Here is a 17,189-nt window from a genome sequence, read left to right as displayed (position 1 = left end):
CTCCCACATTTTCGAGCGCATTTCAGCCCAGCATCGGCACATGCTTGGGATGGCTGGCCACGCGCTTCAACCAGGCTTGCACACCTGGATAGGCGCTAAGGTCAAAGCCACCTTCATCCGCCACATGGGTGTAGGCATACAGCGCCACGTCGGCAATCGAGAATTGGTCGCCCACCAGATACGGTGTCAATTGCAACTGGCGCTCCATCACCTTCAGGGCTTTATAACCGCCCTTGTGCAGCTTCTTGTATTCCTCCAGGCGATCTTCCGGCAGCCCCAGGTAAAACTGGATAAACCGCGCCACCGCGATGTACGGCTCGTGGCTGTACTGTTCGAAAAACTGCCACTGCAGCACCTGGGTGCGCAGGCGCGGTTCGCTGGGCAGGAACTCGCTGCCATCGGCCAGGAAGTTGAGAATCGCATTGGACTCCCACAGGCAGGTGCCGTCTTCCAGCTCCAGCACCGGGATCTTGCCGTTGGGGTTCTTGGCCAGGAACTCCGCGGTCTGGGTGTCGCCCTTCAGGATGTCGACATCGATCCACTCATAGTCGATGCCCAACAGGCTGAGCATGAGTTTGACTTTGTAGCAGTTGCCCGATTTGTAATCGCCGTAGACCTTGTACATGGAGGCTCCCCTATGCCGCTTGCGCGTGCTGTGCTTGACGGACCACCGCAGCGAGACGCTTGAGACCTTCGTCCAAGCGCGCCGGGTCGATATGGCTGAAATTGAGCCGCAGGTGACCGTGATGATTGTCCGGCTCGGAAAAGAACGGTTCACCGGGCATGAACGCGATGTCCTGGTCGAGCGCAGGTGCCAACAAGGTGCGGGTATCGAGCGGCTGTTTCAAGGTCAGCCAGAAGAATAATCCGCCCTGGGGTATTTGCCAGTCGGCCAGATCGCTGAAATGCCGCGCCAGTGCAGCCTGGAAAGCGTCGCGCCGGCCCCGGTAAAAGCTGCGCAACGCTACCAGGTGATGCTGGTATTTCTCGGTGCCGATCCATTGCATCGCCTGCCACTGGCCAACGCGGTTGGTGTGCAGGTCGGCTGATTGCTTGAGTTTGAGCAGGTGCGGGAACAGGTCCGGACTGGCGATCAGGTAGCCGACCCGCAGGCCGGGCAACAAGGTCTTGGATACGGTGCCGGTGTAGATCCAGCTGGCCTTTTTCAGCCGGCTGACGATGGGTTGCGCGCTGCCGCCGTCGAAGGTCAGTTCGCGGTAGGGTTCGTCTTCGATCAGGGTTACGCCAAACTCGTCCAGCAACGCGGCGACGGCCTCGCGCTTGGCATCGCTGTAGCGCACCGCCGAAGGGTTCTGGAACGTCGGGATCAGGTAGACGAAGGACGGGCGATGCTGCTCAAGGCTGCTGCGCAAGGCTCTGAGGTCCGGACCGTCCGCTTCAAGCTGTACGGTCAGGCAATCGGCGCCGAACAATTGGAAAATCTGCAATGCCGCAAGGTAAGTCGGGCCTTCCAGGAGGATTTTGGTGCCCTTGTCGATGTACAGCTTGGCCGCCAGGTCCAGGGTTTGCTGGGAGCCGCTGACCACCATGACCTGGCGGGCATCGCAGGCAATACCCAGCACCCGCGCCTCGGCCGCCAGCAATTCACGCAACTGTGGCTCGCCTTCGCTCATGCCGTATTGGCCGATATTCAGCGGCATGCCTTCCCAATCCAGCGTGGGCAGCATCACTTCGGCCGGCAGGCCACCGGCGAAGGACATCACCTGCGGCTTTTGCGCCGCCGCGAGGATTTCACGGATCAGGGAGCTTTTAAGACGCGAAACACGTTCTGAGAAGGCCATAAGGGTCACCGGTAGCAAAGCCTGGGGAAAATACGTCAAACTGCTTGACCGAAATTACGACGACTTGGGCAGATACGTCAATATGCTTGACCTTAAAAACCAGACCAGCCAGCAAACCGCCATGGAAGCCTTCTTCTTCGGCTACCAGGCGTTCACCGCCAAGGCTGACGAAATGCTGGAGCGCCGCGGCTTGAGCCGGGTGCATCAACGCATCGTGTTTTTTATCGCGCGCTACCCGGCCTTGAGCGTCAAGGAGCTGCTGGAACTGCTCGGCGTGAGCAAACAGGCGCTGAACATGCCGTTGCGCCAACTGCAGGAAATGCACCTGGTGGACAGCGTGGCGTCCGAGACCGACAAGCGTAAGCGCCTGCTGGAGTTGACCGAGGAAGGCCGGCGTTTCGAACAATCGCTGCGGCGCGAACAGGTAAAGCTGCTGCAACGGGCGTTTGCCGAGGCAGGCGAGACGGCGGTAGAAGGCTGGCTGGCGGTAAACAAGGCACTCAGTGGCCAATCCTGAATTGCCTTTCATCCCCTTTCGCACACAAAATAGAAAACATTATTTGCTTTATTTGTATACAAAAGCATAATTCGCTTCGTGCGAGTTCCTGACCTATTGGTCAACAAAACCCGCTGGTACCTCAAAGCGCTGCTGCCCACTCATGTGTCCGGCGCTGGAAATAACAATAAAACTCTTGAGGAGTACTTGCTGTGGAAAGCCGCAAATCCGAAGCCCCTACGCTCGACCTCTCGCCAACCCACAACGGTTGGCTGGAACGCCTGTTCAAACTGCGCTTGCATGGCACCACAGTGAAGACCGAGCTGATCGCTGGCCTCACGACCTTTATCACCATGGCCTACATCATCTTCGTCAACCCCAACATCATGGCCGACGCCGGCATCGATCACGGCGCGGCGTTTGTCGCCACCTGCATCGCCGCTGCGCTGGGTTGCCTGCTGATGGGGCTCTACGCCAACTGGCCGGTAGGCCTGGCGCCGGGCATGGGCCTGAACGCGTTTTTCACCTACACCGTGGTCGGGACCATGGGCTACAACTGGGAGACGGCACTGGGTGCGGTGTTTATCTCCGGTGTGTTGTTCATGATCCTGACGCTCTCACGCATTCGCGAGTGGCTGCTCAACAGCATTCCGGTGAGCCTGCGCCATGCCATGGGCGCCGGCGTCGGATTGTTTCTCGGGGTGATCGGCCTGAAAACCGCCGGCATCATCGTGCAAAGCCCGGCCACCCTGATCAAGCTCGGCTCCCTGCATGAACCCGCCCCATTGCTGGCGGCCATCTGCTTCCTGTTGATTGCGATCCTCAGCTACCACCGGGTATTCGGCGCGATCCTGATCAGCATCATCGCCGTGACCCTCGCCGGTTGGGGCCTGGGCCTGGTGGAGTACCACGGCATCCTGGCCACCCCGCCAAGCCTGGCGCCGACCTGGATGGCCATGGACGTGATGGGCGTGTTCAACGTCAGCATGATCAGCGTGGTGTTCGCCTTCCTGTTTGTGCACATGTTCGACACCGCCGGCACCCTGATGGGCGTGGCCCAGCGCGCAGGCCTGGTGAATGCCGACGGCAAGATCGAAAACCTCTCCCGCGCCCTGAAAGCCGACAGCGCCTCCAGCGTGTTCGGCGCCATGGTCGGCGTGCCGCCAGTCACCAGTTACGTGGAAAGCGCCGCCGGGGTTGCCGCTGGTGGCCGCACCGGGCTGACGGCGGTTACGGTTGGCGTGTTGTTTATCGCAGCGATGTTTTTTGCCCCGCTGGCTGGCATGATTCCGGCCTATGCCACCGCCGGCGCGTTGATCTATGTGGCGATGCTGATGATGAGCGGCATGGCCCATATCAATTGGGACGACGCCACCGACAGCATTCCGGCGATCGTCACGGCGATCATGATGCCCCTGACCTTCTCGGTGGCCGACGGCATCGCCCTGGGTTTCATCACCTACGTGGCGCTGAAGGCCGGTACGGGTAAACACAAGGAAATTTCCATCAGCCTGTGGGTGCTTTGCGCGATCTTCATCGCCAAGTTCGCGTTCCTGTAGGCCAACCCGCTTGACCCTGCCTCACCCCGTCGGGTGGGGCTTTTGTACGAATGGAGGAATGCAATGAGTCTGGAAACCTGGCTGCTGTTCAGCGGCGCTGCGCTGGTGGTGATCCTGATCCCCGGCCCCCTGTCCTTGCTGATGATCAGCAACAGCCTGAACTACGGCCTGCGCCGTTCGTACCCGGCCTTTCTCGGCGGGGTGATTGCTTCCATCTGCCTGCTGAGCGCCTCGGCGCTGGGTTTGGGTGCGTTGTTGCTGGCATCGGAACAGCTGTTCAGCGCCCTGAAGATCGTCGGCGCGCTGTACCTGTTCTACCTCGCCTGGCAGAGCTGGCAGCAATCCCGGCAACCGGCCCACGTCGCCGACGTACCTCAAGTGGCCGCCACCCCGCGTTTTCGTGCGCTGTTTGGCCGGGCCTTTGTGCTGGGCGCCAGCAACCCGAAGGACATCCTGTTTTTCGCCGCCTTCCTGCCGCAATTCCTCAGTGCCCAGCAGGCCTTTTTGCCGCAGTTGCTGATCATGATCGCCACCTGGACCGTGCTCGACCTGCTGTGCAAACTGGCCTACGGCCTCGGCGCCCATGGTGCCGCGCGCTACCTGCGCAGCGGCAGGGGCCAGAGCTGGTTCAACCGGATCAGCGCGGGCTTGTTCACAGGCGCCGGCGCTGCGTCGCTATTGAGCCGCTGAAGATCCAGCCCCGATCGCACTGAAGATCGGGGCCGCCTTTATGGTGCAATCAGCAGGCGAAAAAAAGCCCGCAGTGTGAGCGGGCGAAAAACCAACGAAGAGCTTTGGGGGTGTGAAGCGCGGTGACGACTCAGCTACCGCGATAGGTGGAGTAGCTGTAAGGCGAAATCAGCAAAGGCACGTGGTAGTGATCCTGTTCGGCGCTGATGCCGAAGCGCAGCACCACCACATCGAGAAATGCAGGTTCGGGCAGTTGCACACCGCGGGCGCGGTAGTAATCACCGGCGTTGAACTGCAACTGATAGACACCGCTGCGGTAGTCATCGCCTTGCAGCAGGGGTGCATCGCAGCGGCCGTCGCTGTTGGTCAGGGTGCTGGCGACCAGCTCAAGCTGTGCACCCTCGACACGGTACAACTCAACCTTGATTGCGCTGCCAGGGCAGCCATGCGCGGCGTCCAATACGTGTGTGGTCAAACGTCCCATAGCGTCTGCGCGCCTCCCGAAGTCAGTAAAAAGTGAAAGACCGCACCTTTTCAGGTCACTGAAAAAGTCGGCGATGGCTGATTAAGACACTTTTCAAAAAAATTGTACACAATAAATTCAACAAGCCTGCGTTCCGTTGCTGACGCCGATACTGTAGGAGCGAGCTTGCTCGCGAAGATCGTTAACGATAACGCAGCGCTTCAGGGTTAACGAGGCGCTCTCAGGTTTTTCGCGAGCAAGCTCGCTCCTACAGTGAATGAGGTTTTTTTCAATTTAGCTGACCAGTCAGGCAGGTTTCTTGCAGTGCTATTCTGCAAAGACCCTGCGGAAAAAATGCAGAAATACAGGCTTACAAAGTGCACACCAAGTTGTATACAATCAGTCATCGTTGTGACGCCACCCAGTCTTTCCGCTGCCCGGCCGCCACACACACCGCTACCACGAACAAGAAGGAAGACTGCAGTGAGCGCTGACTACCCACGCGACCTGATCGGTTACGGCAGTAACCCTCCTCACCCACACTGGCCGGGCAAGGCCCGTATCGCCCTGTCGTTCGTACTCAACTACGAAGAAGGTGGTGAGCGCAACATCCTGCACGGCGACAAAGAGTCGGAAGCCTTCCTGTCCGAGATGGTCTCGGCGCAACCGCTGCAAGGCGAGCGCAACATGAGCATGGAGTCGCTGTACGAATACGGCAGTCGTGCCGGCGTGTGGCGCATCCTCAAGTTGTTCAAGGAATTCGATATCCCGCTGACCATCTTCGCCGTGGCCATGGCCGCCCAGCGCCACCCGGATGTGATCCGCGCGATGGTCGCCGCCGGCCACGAGATCTGCAGCCACGGCTACCGCTGGATCGACTACCAATACATGGATGAGGCCCAGGAACGCGAGCACATGCTCGAAGCGATCCGCATCCTCACCGAACTCACCGGCGAGCGCCCACTGGGCTGGTACACCGGCCGCACCGGCCCCAACACCCGGCGGCTGGTAATGGAGGAAGGCGGCTTCCTCTATGACTGCGACACCTATGACGACGACCTGCCCTACTGGGAACCCAACAACCCGACCGGCAAGCCGCACCTGGTGATCCCCTACACCCTGGACACCAATGACATGCGCTTCACCCAGGTCCAGGGTTTCAACAAGGGCGACGACTTTTTCGAATACCTGAAAGACGCCTTCGACGTGCTGTATGCCGAAGGCGCGGACGCACCGAAAATGCTCTCCATCGGCTTGCACTGCCGCCTGATCGGCCGCCCGGCACGCCTGGCCGCCCTCAAGCGGTTTATCGAATACGCCAAGGGCCATGATCAGGTGTGGTTCACCCGCCGCGTCGACATCGCCCGTCACTGGCATGACGTACACCCTTTCCAGGGAGCCGCCAAATGACCGCGTTCCAAACCCTGAAACCGTCGACCCTGAGCCGCGACGAATTCGTCAAAGCCTTCGCCGACATCTACGAACATTCGCCATGGGTGGCCGAAAAGGCCTTCGACCTGGGCCAGGACGCTTCGATCGACGAGATTGAAACCCTGCACCAGCGCATGAGCGACATCCTGTTGAGCGCCGATCACACCAGTCAACTGGCCCTGATCAACGCTCACCCGGACCTGGCGGGCAAAGCGGCCGTCCAGGGCCAGTTGACCGAAGCCAGCACTAATGAACAGGCTGGCGCCGGTATTCACCAATGCTCGAGCGACGAGTTTTCGCGCTTCACCGAGCTGAACGATGGCTACAAGGCCAAGTTCAAGTTTCCCTTCATCATGGCGGTAAAAGGCAGCAACCGGCACCAGATCCTTGCCGCGTTTGAAACGCGCATTCACAACTCGGTGGAAGCCGAGTTCAAATGCGCGCTGGCCGAGATCAATAAAATCGCGTTGTTCCGATTACTGACCCTTTAGCAGACCTGGCCCGAGCGATTCATGAACGCCCAGGGCCTGGCGAGCATCCCAAGCCACTTACTTTAAGGCAGACAAGAAGAATGAAAGCGCAACCCGTACCTTTCGAAAAGTTCGTCAACCTGGCCGACGCCCGCCTGGGCACCAAGATCATCTCTGTCACCGATGACTGGTTCGCCGACGCCAACCGTCTGTTCCAGCCGACCCCGGCCGTGTGGAAGGAGGGCGTTTTCGATGACAACGGCAAGTGGATGGACGGCTGGGAGTCGCGCCGCAAGCGCTTCGAAGGCTACGACAGCGCCGTGATCCGCCTGGGCGTACCGGGTTCGATCAAAGGCGTGGACATCGACACTTCATTCTTCACCGGCAACTTCCCGCCATCGGCGTCCCTGGAAGCCTGCTTCCTGGCGTCCGGCGAGCCGGATGACAACACCCAATGGGTTGAAGTGCTGTCGGCGGTGGAGCTGCAAGGCAACAGCCATCACTTCCACGAGATCAACAACGACCAGGCCTTCAGCCACCTGCGTTTCAACATCTACCCGGATGGTGGCGTGGCCCGTCTGCGTGTGTACGGCATTCCGTTCCGCGACTGGTCGGCGGTGGGCGACAACGAACAGGTGGACCTGGCTGCTGCATTGAACGGCGGCCGCGCACTGGCCTGCTCCGATGAACACTTCGGGCGCATGAGCAACATCCTCAACCCGGGCCGTGGCATCAACATGGGCGACGGCTGGGAAACCGCACGTCGTCGTACGCCGGGCAATGACTGGGTGATCGTCGCACTGGGCCACCCGGGCGAGATCGAGAAGATCGTGGTCGACACCCTGCACTTCAAGGGCAACTACCCGGACACTTGCTCGATCCAGGGCGCGTTCGTGAAGGGCGGCACCGACAGCCAGATCGAAACCCAATCGCTGTTCTGGCGCGAACTGCTGCCGGCGCAGAAACTGGAAATGCACGCTGAACACACGTTTGCCGAGCAGATCAAGGCGCTGGGCCCGATCACCCACATTCGTCTGAATGTGTTCCCGGATGGTGGTGTGAGCCGCCTGCGGGTTCTCGGTAAGGTCTCGAAGTAACACCCGATCGTTCCCACGCTCTGCGTGGGAATGCATACCGTGACGCTCTGCGTCACAAGAGCGGACGCAGAGCGTCCAGGGCGGCGTTCCCACGCAGAGCGTGGGAACGATCCATACACAAGATTAAGAAGACAGCCATGCGCACACTGATGATCGAACCCCTGACCAAAGAAGCCTTCGCCCCTTTCGGAGACGTTATCGAAACCGATGGCAGCGATCACTTCATGATCAACAACGGGTCGACCATGCGCTTTCATAAACTGGCGACGGTTGAAACCGCCACGCCAGAAGATAACGCGATCATCAGCATCTTCCGCGCCGACGCGCAGGACATGCCGCTGACCGTGTGCATGCTGGAACGACACCCGCTGGGCAGCCAGGCTTTCATCCCGCTGCTCGGCAACCCCTTTCTGATCGTGGTCGCGCCACTTGGCGATGAACCTGTATCGGGCTTGGTCCGCGCCTTCGTTACCAACGGCAGGCAGGGCATTAATTACCATCGCGGCGTCTGGCACCACCCGGTGCTGACGATCGAAAAGCGGGATGACTTCCTGGTGGTTGATCGCAGTGGCACAGGCAATAACTGCGATGAGCATTTTTTCAAAGAGGATGAGCGGTTGATCCTCGCCCCCCACCAATAAGAGAAGGTCTGATCACTCGACGACAGAGTGACAGGCGAGAGGTAAAGACTGTGGAAGCACATTTGATGGAATGGCTGAACCTGAGCGTGCGCTGGGTTCACATGATCACTGGCGTCGCCTGGATCGGCGCTTCGTTCTACTTCGTCTGGCTGGAAAACAACCTCAATCGCGTGAACCCCAAGGACGGCCTCGCCGGTGACTTGTGGGCGATCCACGGTGGCGGTATCTACCACCTGGAAAAATACAAACTGGCCCCGCCGACCATGCCGGACAACCTGCACTGGTTCAAATGGGAAGCCTACTTCACCTGGATGTCCGGCATCGCGCTGCTGTGCGTGGTGTTCTACGCCAACCCGACCTTGTACCTGCTGGCCCCGGGCAGCAGCCTCAGCGGTCCGGAAGGTGTGTTGCTGGGCCTCGGTTCGCTGCTGGCCGGCTGGTTCATCTACTCCTTTCTGTGCGACTCGGCACTGGGCAAGCGCCCTGCCCTGCTCGGCCTGATCCTGTTCGTGCTGTTGATTGCCGCCGCGTACGGCTTCAGCAAAGTGTTCAGCGGCCGTGGTGCGTACCTGCATGTGGGCGCCGTGATCGGCACCATCATGGTGGGCAACGTGTTCCGCATCATCATGCCGGCCCAGCGCGCGCTGGTGGCAGCCATCGCCGAAAACCGCACGCCCGACCCGGCACTGCCGGCCAAGGGTTTGCTGCGTTCGCGGCACAACAACTACTTCACCTTGCCGGTGCTGTTCATCATGATCAGCAACCACTTCCCGAGCACCTACGGCAGCCAATACAACTGGCTGATCCTGGCGGGCATCGCGGTAGCGGCCGTGTTGGTGCGTCACTACTTCAACACCCGTCACAACAGCCAGAAATATGCCTGGACCTTGCCGGTTGGCGCGCTGGCGATGATTTGCCTGGCCTACGTGACCGGCCCAAAACCGGTGGCGACTGCACCGGATGTGGCCAAGGCTCCTGCGGCCATCGAATACCAGCCGCTGCCGGAAACGGCGTTGGGTGGCGGGCTTAAACCGGCTGCTCCAGCGGCACCTGCACCGGCGCCTGCCGAAGCAGCACCGGCCCAGGCCTCGATTGATTTTGACAAGGTCCACGGGGTGATCCAGGAGCGCTGCGCGGTGTGCCATTCGGCCAAGCCGACAAGTCCGTTGTTCAGCACCGCGCCGGCCGGGGTGATGTTTGATACGCCGCAGCAGATCCAGCAAATGGCCCCGCGCATCCAGGCACAGGCCGTGGCCAGCCAGATCATGCCGCTGGGCAATATCACCCAGATGACCCAGCAGGAACGGGACTTGATTGGCACCTGGATCACTCAGGGGGCGCGTACCAACTGACTGATTAACGCAGGACTAGTGTGGGAGCGGGCTTGCTCGCGAATGCGGTGTGTCATTCAACACTTCAGGTGACTGAACCACCGCGTTCGCGAGCAAGCCCGCTCCCACATGGGATCTGCGGTGTGCTTTGACGAATGAGTTCCACACGGCAATTGAATGCCGAACAACACAACAATAAAAAGATCCGAGGTGTTGCATGTCCCAGCTAGAAACGCAGACTCCTGCCGCGCCCGCCATGGTGCGGCTGCCCCTCTTGCAACTGATTCTGGTAGGCCTGCAACACGTCTTGCTGATGTACGGTGGCGCCGTCGCCGTGCCTTTGATCATCGGCCAGGCTGCGGGCCTGAGCCGTGAAGAAATCGCCTTCCTGATCAACGCCGACCTGCTGGTGGCGGGCATCGCAACCATGGTCCAGTCCTTCGGCATCGGCCCGGTAGGCATTCGTATGCCGGTGATGATGGGCGCCAGTTTCGCCGCTGTCGGCAGCATGGTGGCCATGGCCGGCATGCCCGGCATCGGTCTGCAGGGGATCTTCGGTGCGACCATCGCCGCCGGTTTTTTCGGCATGGTGATCGCGCCGTTCATGTCCAAGGTCGTGCGCTTCTTTCCACCGCTGGTGACCGGTACCGTGATCACCGCCATTGGTCTTTCGCTGTTTCCCGTCGCGGTCAATTGGGCCGGCGGTGGCGCAGCGGCGTCCACGTTTGGCTCACCGATTTACCTGGCGATTGCCGCGCTGGTGCTGGCCACCATCCTGCTGATCAACCGTTTCATGCGCGGCTTCTGGGTGAATATCTCGGTGCTGATCGGCATGGCCCTCGGCTACGGGCTGTGCGGGATGATCGGCATGGTCGACCTCAGCGGCCTGGCGCGCGCCCCGTGGGTGCAAGTGGTGACGCCACTGCATTTCGGCATGCCCAAGTTCGAGTTGGCGCCGATCCTGTCGATGTGCCTGGTGGTGGTGATCATCTTCGTCGAGTCCACCGGGATGTTCCTCGCCCTGGGCAAGATCACCGGCCAGGAAGTCACGCCGAAGATGCTCCGCCGTGGCCTGTTGTGTGACGCCGGCGCATCGTTTTTTGCCGGGTTCTTCAACACCTTCACCCACTCCTCGTTCGCGCAGAACATCGGCCTGGTGCAGATGACCGGCGTGCGCTGCCGTTCGGTGACGATCGTGGCCGGCGCGTTCCTGATTGTGCTGAGCCTGCTGCCCAAGGCCGCCTTTTTGGTAGCGTCGATTCCACCCGCAGTGCTGGGCGGCGCGGCGATTGCCATGTTCGGCATGGTGGCAGCCACCGGGATCAAGATCCTCCAGGAAGCCGACATTGCCGACCGTCGTAACCAGTTGCTGGTGGCGGTGAGTATCGGCATGGGATTGATCCCGGTGGTACGTCCCGAATTCTTTGCACAGTTGCCGCTATGGATGAGCCCGATCACTCACAGCGGCATCGCCATGGCCACGATCAGCGCGCTGTCGCTGAACCTGTTATTCAACATCCTGGGTGGCGCCGAACGCGCTGCCCCAAGCGCTCACGCACACCCACATTGATTCCTGCGTCACAACAAAAACAATAACGATCAGGGAACACACCATGTACGCCATTCACCCGGGGCCGGCCACGCGCCGTGCCCCATTCTCGCCCCGCGCGCTCTTTAACGGCGCACTTGAGCACAGGCCTGGGAGTCAGTATTCTCGGCGCCCGCTCAAATCGACTCAAAAAAAAACAGCGAATGTAAAAGCTGACTGCAAGGCCAACTTATCCCGGCCCCACGTCCGCAGCCAATGTGTGCAAAAACTCTCCGAATTCGACTGTGTTCATCACAGCCGACGGGGATTTTTTGGCTTTTTAAACACCTTGGCGCAGCTCTTGCTAAAAGCATCAAAGCTGACCGAACAGACGATTTTTGCGGCAAGCCAAAAGACGCCACACCAGAGCGTCCGCTTAGAAAAAAAACCAGAAACCTTTACCTCGGGAGCAACCGAATGAAACGTACCGTGAACAGCCTGATGCTGGCAGGATCCCTGCTGGCCGGGGGCCAGGCCATGGCCGGTGATCTGCTGCAGTGGCAGAACAACAGCCTGACTTATCTGTGGGGCAAGAACTTCACTGTTAACCCGCAGATCCAGCAAACCGTGACCTTCGAACACGCCGATGCGTGGAAGTACGGCGACAACTTCTTCTTCCTCGACCGCATCTTTTACAACGGCAAGGAAGACGGCAATGTCGGCCCGAGTACTTACTACGGCGAGTTCAGCCCACGCTTGTCGTTCGGCAAGATCTTCGACAAAGACTTGTCGTTCGGCCCGATCAAGGACGTGTTGCTGGCGTTCACTTACGAGTTCGGCGAAGGCGACAACGAGTCGTACTTGCTCGGCCCGGGCTTCGACCTGGCAATCCCTGGTTTCGACTACTTCCAGCTGAACTTCTACCAGCGCCAGACCGAAGGCAATCGCCCGGGTGACGGCGTATGGCAGATCACACCGGTGTGGTCGTACACGATCCCGGTGGGCAACTCCAATGTGCTGATCGACGGCTTCATGGACTGGGTGGTGGATAACGACAAGAACGCCCGCGGCACTTACCACGCCAACCTGCACTTCAACCCGCAGATCAAATATGACCTGGGCAAGGCGTTGCATTGGGGCGAGAAGCAGTTGTATGTCGGTATCGAATACGACTACTGGAAGAACAAGTACGGGATCCAGGACAGCGGCGCGTTCGAGACCAACCAGGACACTGCGAGCCTGTTGGTGAAGTACCACTTCTAACCACACCGCCTATCCCCTGTGGAATCGGGTTTATGTGGGAGCGGGCTTGCTCGCGAATGCGGTGGGTCAGTCAATACATCTGGCGACTGACACACCGCATTCGCGAGCAAGCCCGCTCCCACACAAGCCCGCTCCCACATTCAGTCCGGTGTCAGGCCCAGGAACCGCTGCAACTCTTCGCGCTTGGCCAGCGCATCCCGCCTTCCCAGCTCGATCAATTCGCTGCAATACCCCGCCTCGAACAGCAGGTAGCTGAGCACACCCGCGCCACTGGTTTTGGTCGCCCCCGGCCCGCGCAGAAACAGGCGCAATGCCGCCGGCAATTCCTGGCGGTGACGTGCCGCAATTTCGTCGATTGGCTGACTGGGAGCGATCACCAATACTTCCACTGGCGCCAAACCTTGTATCGCCGCGTTGGCCGGCAACACGTGGCTGAACTGGTTCAGGCGCTCGAGCAATTCGATATCGCTTTCCAGGCTATCGATGAACGTGCTGTTGAGCATGTGCCCGCCGATCTGCGCCAACGTCGGCTCCTGGCCGGTGAAGGTGCGCGCCGGGTTCGATGGATCGTTGCCACGCGGGTTGCCACTGACCCCCACCACCAGCACGCGGCTGGCGCCCAGGTGCAACGCAGGACTGATCGGCGCCGACTGGCGCACCGCCCCGTCACCAAAATATTCCTGGCCGAGTTTGACCGGCGCAAACAGCAACGGAATCGCCGAGCTGGCCAGCAAATGTTCAACGGTCAATTGGGTGGGAATGCCGATGCGCCGATGCCGCAACCAGGCATCGATGGTGCCGCCGCCCTGATAGAAGGTCACGGCTTGCCCGGACTCGTACCCGAACGCGGTCACCGCCACAGCATGAAGGTGTTTCTCGCGGATCGACTGCGCGATGCCTTCCAGGTGCAGTTTGTCGCGCAACAAGTCCCGCAGCGGCGAACTGTTGAGCAGCGCCACTGGCACCTGCGCCCCCATCCCCAGCAGGCTGTGGATAAGGAATCGACTGGCCTGGCTGATCACCCCGGGCCAGTCGCTGCGCAGCACCAGGTGGCTGCGAAAGCCCTGCCAGAAGGCGGTCAGGCGCTGGATGGCGGCGGTAAAGTCCATGGCGCCACTGGCCAGGCTCACTGCATTGATCGCCCCGGCCGAGGTGCCGACAATCACCGGAAATGGATTGGCCGCGCCCGGCGGCAACAGCTCGGCTATCGCCGCCAGTACCCCCACCTGATAGGCGGCCCGCGCCCCGCCGCCGGAAAGAATCAAGCCTGTGACCGGTTCAGCTGAGCGCATTGCATCACTCCATGGTGCTTGGGGACTTCAGATCAACGACGGCGTTTTTCATACAGCTTAGGCTCACCTGGCGGCCGGCTCTTGAAGCGGCGGTGCGTCCACAGGTATTGCTCGGGGCATTCGCGCACGGAGGCTTCGACCCACTGGTTGATGCGCAGGCAATCGATCTCGTCGGTTTCACCGGGGAAGTCGGTCAGCGGCGGATGGATCACCAGGCGATAACCGCTGCCGTCGGCCAGGCGTTCCTGGGTGAACGGCACCACCAGAGCCTTGCCCAGGCGGGCGAACTTGCTGGTGGCGGTCACGGTGGCGGCCTGAATGCCGAACAATGGCACGAAGATACTTTGCTTGGCGCCGTAGTCCTGGTCCGGTGCGTACCAGATCGCACGACCGGCCCGCAGCAGCTTGAGCATGCCGCGCACGTCTTCGCGCTCTACGGCCAGGGAGTCGAGGTTGTGCCGCTCGCGGCCACGGCGCTGGACGAAATCGAACAAGGGATTGCCGTGCTCGCGGTACATGCCGTCGATGGTGTGCTTCTGCCCGAGCAAGGCGGCGCCGATTTCCAGGGTGGTGAAATGCAGGGCCATGAGGATCACGCCCTTGCCTTCCAGTTGCGCCTGCTTGAGGTGCTCCAGCCCTTCGACATGGGCCAGGCGCGCCAGGCGCGGCTTGGACCACCACCAGCTCATGGCCATCTCGAAGAACGCGATGCCGGTGGAGGCAAAGTTTTCCTTGAGCAAATGTTTACGCTCTTTAGCGGACTTTTCCGGGAAGCACAGTTCCAGGTTTCGTGCGGCGATACGTCGACGTTCACCGGCCACCCGGTACATTCCCGCCCCCAAGGCACGGCCAATCCCCAGTAAAGCCCGGTACGGCAACTGCACAATCAGCCACAGCAAACCCAGCCCCAGCCATAACAGCCAGAAGCGCGGATGAAAAAATACAGCTCGAAAACGCGGGCGATCCATTCAAGATTCCGGTAAAGACAACGGCCGCGCATTCTACAACGGTTCGACCCGGCTTGCGGCTAGCGGATGTTCTCGTTATAAGTCTCGACACTTTTCGTGACAAGCCGCTTTGCCGACCATGAGCCAAACCGAACCGCTAGACCAAGATCCCGTGTTCCAGTTGAAAGGCAGCATGCTCGCCATTACCGTGCTGGAACTGGCCCGCAACGACCTTGATGCCCTGGACCGCCAGCTCGCCGCCAAGGTCGCCCTGGCGCCGAACTTCTTCAACAATGCACCGCTGGTGCTGGCCCTGGACAAGCTCCCGGCCGGCCAGGGCGCGGTCGACCTGCCCGGGCTGATGCGCGTGTGCCGCCAGCATGGCCTGCGCACCCTGGCGATCCGTGCCAGCCGTATCGAAGACATCGCCGCGGCAATCGCCATTGAACTGCCAGTACTGCCGCCGTCGGGTGCCCGCGAGCGTCCGCTCGACCCGTTGGTCGGCGAAGAGAAGAAAAAACCGGAGAAACCGCCGGAGCCGACGATCAAGCCGACAAAGATCATCACCTCTCCCGTACGGGGCGGGCAGCAGATTTACGCCCAGGGTGGCGACCTTGTCGTCATCGCCCCGGTCAGCCCGGGGGCGGAACTTCTCGCCGATGGAAACATCCATGTATACGGCCCCATGCGTGGTCGTGCCCTGGCCGGCATAAAAGGTGACACCAAGGCCCGTATTTTTTGCCAGCAGTTGACCGCTGAGCTAGTGTCCATCGCAGGCCAGTACAAGGTTTCGGAAGATTTGCGCCGCGATCCGCTGTGGGGGGCCGGGGTACAAGTCAGCCTGTCGGGCGATGTGTTGAACATCGTTCGTCTTTAACGGATACTGCCGCATTTTCCAAGCATCTCTGGACTCTGATAGCACAGCGAAAACGGCAAAACTTGTGTAGGAATAATTTTAAGGTGGGGTTTGCCCAGGCAAACCGTGCTTTCTCCTACAAGAGCTGCCCGCCTGCAGCGAGTGACAAGAGATGTTTTTCAGGGACTAAAAAGTCCTTTTTCCTTAGGGGTGAAACACCTTGGCCAAGATTCTCGTGGTTACATCCGGCAAGGGTGGTGTGGGTAAGACCACCACCAGCGCCGCTATCGGTACCGGCCTCGCTCTGCGCGGCCACAAGACAGTTATCGTCGACTTCGACGTCGGCTTGCGTAACCTCGACCTGATCATGGGCTGTGAACGCCGCGTGGTTTACGACTTCGTCAACGTCGTCAATGGCGAAGCCAACCTGCAACAGGCCCTGATCAAGGACAAGCGCCTTGAGAACCTGTATGTACTGGCCGCCAGCCAGACCCGCGACAAAGACGCGCTGACCAAGGAAGGCGTGGGCAAGGTCCTCGCCGAACTGAAGGAAACCTTCGAATACGTGGTGTGCGATTCCCCGGCGGGTATCGAGACCGGTGCTCACCTGGCGATGTACTTCGCCGACGAAGCCATCGTCGTGACCAACCCTGAAGTCTCCTCGGTACGTGACTCGGACCGCATGCTCGGCCTGCTGGCCAGCAAGTCCCAGCGCGCCGAGAAAGGTGAAGATCCGATCAAGGAACACCTGCTGCTGACCCGCTACAACCCTGAGCGCGTCAGCAATGGCGAAATGCTCGGCGTTGAAGACGTGAAGGAAATCCTCGCCGTGACCCTGCTGGGTGTGATCCCGGAATCCCAGGCCGTCCTGAAGGCATCCAACCAAGGTGTGCCGGTGATTCTTGACGACCAGAGCGACGCCGGCCAGGCGTACAGCGATGCGGTAGATCGCTTGCTGGGCAAGACCGTGGAACATCGCTTCCTCGATGTTAAGAAGAAGGGATTCTTCGAGCGTATCTTTGGAGGCAACTAAACAATGAAATTTCTCGACTTCTTTCGCGCCAACAAAAAGCCAAGTACCGCGTCGGTAGCGAAAGAGCGTCTACAGATCATCGTGGCGCACGAACGCGGCCAACGCAGCACCCCGGATTACCTGCCAGCCCTGCAGAAGGAACTGGTGGAAGTGATCCGCAAGTACGTCAACATCGGTAACGATGACGTGCATGTCGCCCTGGAAAATGACGGCAGCTGCTCGATTCTGGAACTCAATATCACCCTGCCTGATCGTTGATCGAAAAGGCGGTCGCCACGGCGGCTCGGTTA

19 protein-coding genes are annotated in these 17,189 nt (G+C 60.2%); 14 read left to right on the top strand and 5 right to left on the bottom strand.

Annotation, left to right across the window (positions count from 1 at the left end):
- Positions 1–22: 22 nt before the first annotated feature.
- Both HX805_RS28185 and HX805_RS28180 read right to left on the bottom strand, forming a co-directional pair.
- Positions 23–625, bottom strand: coding sequence for a glutathione S-transferase family protein (locus HX805_RS28185; RefSeq protein ID WP_008432197.1), 603 nt, complete (start codon positions 623–625; stop codon positions 23–25).
- A 10-nt stretch (positions 626–635) separates the two neighbouring features.
- A complete protein-coding gene (locus tag HX805_RS28180) occupies positions 636–1,802 on the bottom strand; it encodes a PLP-dependent aminotransferase family protein (protein ID WP_134326011.1) in 1,167 nt (388 codons plus the stop codon).
- A gap of 82 nt (positions 1,803–1,884) precedes the next feature.
- Between HX805_RS28180 and HX805_RS28175 the strand changes: the two genes are divergently transcribed.
- From HX805_RS28175 to HX805_RS28165, 3 genes are all read left to right on the top strand, one after another.
- Positions 1,885–2,319, top strand: a complete 435-nt coding sequence (locus HX805_RS28175) for a MarR family winged helix-turn-helix transcriptional regulator (RefSeq protein WP_003212841.1) — start codon at positions 1,885–1,887, stop codon at positions 2,317–2,319.
- Between the two features lie 191 nt (positions 2,320–2,510).
- Positions 2,511–3,857 (top strand): NCS2 family permease, encoded by a 1,347-nt coding sequence (locus HX805_RS28170; RefSeq protein ID WP_003212843.1) that lies wholly within the window; start codon positions 2,511–2,513, stop codon positions 3,855–3,857.
- 63 nt (positions 3,858–3,920) lie between these two features.
- Complete coding sequence (locus tag HX805_RS28165; protein WP_008432192.1) at positions 3,921–4,547, top strand: LysE family translocator; 627 nt, start codon at positions 3,921–3,923, stop codon at positions 4,545–4,547.
- Between the two features lie 130 nt (positions 4,548–4,677).
- On the opposite strand, the gene uraH is transcribed toward HX805_RS28165, so the two are convergent.
- The gene (gene uraH / locus HX805_RS28160; protein WP_134326010.1) at positions 4,678–5,031 is read right to left on the bottom strand and encodes a hydroxyisourate hydrolase; all 354 of its coding nucleotides are present in this window, start codon (positions 5,029–5,031) and stop codon (positions 4,678–4,680) included.
- 462 nt (positions 5,032–5,493) lie between these two features.
- On the opposite strand from uraH, the gene puuE reads away from it, so the two are divergent.
- From puuE to HX805_RS28120, 8 genes are all read left to right on the top strand, one after another.
- The gene (gene puuE / locus HX805_RS28155; protein ID WP_008432189.1) at positions 5,494–6,420 is read left to right on the top strand and encodes an allantoinase PuuE; all 927 of its coding nucleotides are present in this window, start codon (positions 5,494–5,496) and stop codon (positions 6,418–6,420) included.
- The gene (gene uraD / locus HX805_RS28150; protein ID WP_102606293.1) at positions 6,417–6,932 is read left to right on the top strand and encodes a 2-oxo-4-hydroxy-4-carboxy-5-ureidoimidazoline decarboxylase; all 516 of its coding nucleotides are present in this window, start codon (positions 6,417–6,419) and stop codon (positions 6,930–6,932) included. The genes puuE and uraD overlap by 4 nt, the downstream gene beginning before the upstream one ends.
- A gap of 80 nt (positions 6,933–7,012) precedes the next feature.
- A complete protein-coding gene (gene alc / locus HX805_RS28145; protein ID WP_003209112.1) occupies positions 7,013–8,008 on the top strand; it encodes an allantoicase in 996 nt (331 codons plus the stop codon).
- Positions 8,009–8,145: 137 nt separating this feature from the next.
- Complete coding sequence (locus HX805_RS28140; protein WP_003209110.1) at positions 8,146–8,649, top strand: ureidoglycolate lyase; 504 nt, start codon at positions 8,146–8,148, stop codon at positions 8,647–8,649.
- Between the two features lie 50 nt (positions 8,650–8,699).
- The gene (locus HX805_RS28135; RefSeq protein ID WP_087694785.1) at positions 8,700–10,001 is read left to right on the top strand and encodes a urate hydroxylase PuuD; all 1,302 of its coding nucleotides are present in this window, start codon (positions 8,700–8,702) and stop codon (positions 9,999–10,001) included.
- Positions 10,002–10,197: 196 nt separating this feature from the next.
- Positions 10,198–11,550, top strand: a complete 1,353-nt coding sequence (locus HX805_RS28130) for a nucleobase:cation symporter-2 family protein (protein WP_087694784.1) — start codon at positions 10,198–10,200, stop codon at positions 11,548–11,550.
- Positions 11,551–11,593: 43 nt separating this feature from the next.
- Positions 11,594–11,989 carry a hypothetical protein gene (locus tag HX805_RS28125; RefSeq protein WP_143495519.1) on the top strand — a complete coding sequence of 132 codons (396 nt, stop codon included), beginning with the start codon at positions 11,594–11,596 and terminating at the stop codon, positions 11,987–11,989.
- Complete coding sequence (locus HX805_RS28120) at positions 11,986–12,771, top strand: outer membrane protein OmpK (RefSeq protein ID WP_003209104.1); 786 nt, start codon at positions 11,986–11,988, stop codon at positions 12,769–12,771. The genes HX805_RS28125 and HX805_RS28120 overlap by 4 nt, the downstream gene beginning before the upstream one ends.
- 140 nt (positions 12,772–12,911) lie before the next feature.
- Here the strand turns inward: HX805_RS28120 and HX805_RS28115 are convergent, their stop codons facing one another.
- The gene (locus HX805_RS28115) at positions 12,912–14,063 is read right to left on the bottom strand and encodes a patatin-like phospholipase family protein (protein ID WP_177117507.1); all 1,152 of its coding nucleotides are present in this window, start codon (positions 14,061–14,063) and stop codon (positions 12,912–12,914) included.
- Positions 14,064–14,095: 32 nt separating this feature from the next.
- Positions 14,096–15,031, bottom strand: coding sequence for a lipid A biosynthesis lauroyl acyltransferase (locus tag HX805_RS28110; RefSeq protein WP_003209101.1), 936 nt, complete (start codon positions 15,029–15,031; stop codon positions 14,096–14,098).
- A 118-nt stretch (positions 15,032–15,149) separates the two neighbouring features.
- On the opposite strand from HX805_RS28110, the gene minC reads away from it, so the two are divergent.
- From minC to minE, 3 genes are all read left to right on the top strand, one after another.
- On the top strand, positions 15,150–15,887 hold the full coding sequence (gene minC / locus HX805_RS28105; protein ID WP_003209099.1) for a septum site-determining protein MinC: 738 nt from the start codon (positions 15,150–15,152) through the stop codon (positions 15,885–15,887).
- A gap of 199 nt (positions 15,888–16,086) precedes the next feature.
- Positions 16,087–16,899 (top strand): septum site-determining protein MinD, encoded by an 813-nt coding sequence (minD, locus tag HX805_RS28100; RefSeq protein WP_003209098.1) that lies wholly within the window; start codon positions 16,087–16,089, stop codon positions 16,897–16,899.
- A 3-nt stretch (positions 16,900–16,902) separates the two neighbouring features.
- Positions 16,903–17,157, top strand: a complete 255-nt coding sequence (gene minE / locus HX805_RS28095) for a cell division topological specificity factor MinE (protein ID WP_003175252.1) — start codon at positions 16,903–16,905, stop codon at positions 17,155–17,157.
- Positions 17,158–17,189 lie beyond the last annotated feature (32 nt).

This window comes from Pseudomonas sp. G5001 (assembly GCF_013385475.1).
GTDB lineage: Bacteria > Pseudomonadota > Gammaproteobacteria > Pseudomonadales > Pseudomonadaceae > Aquipseudomonas.
The sequence above is the reverse complement of the archived record's forward strand: the minus strand, read 5'-3'. Positions and strand labels throughout refer to the sequence as shown.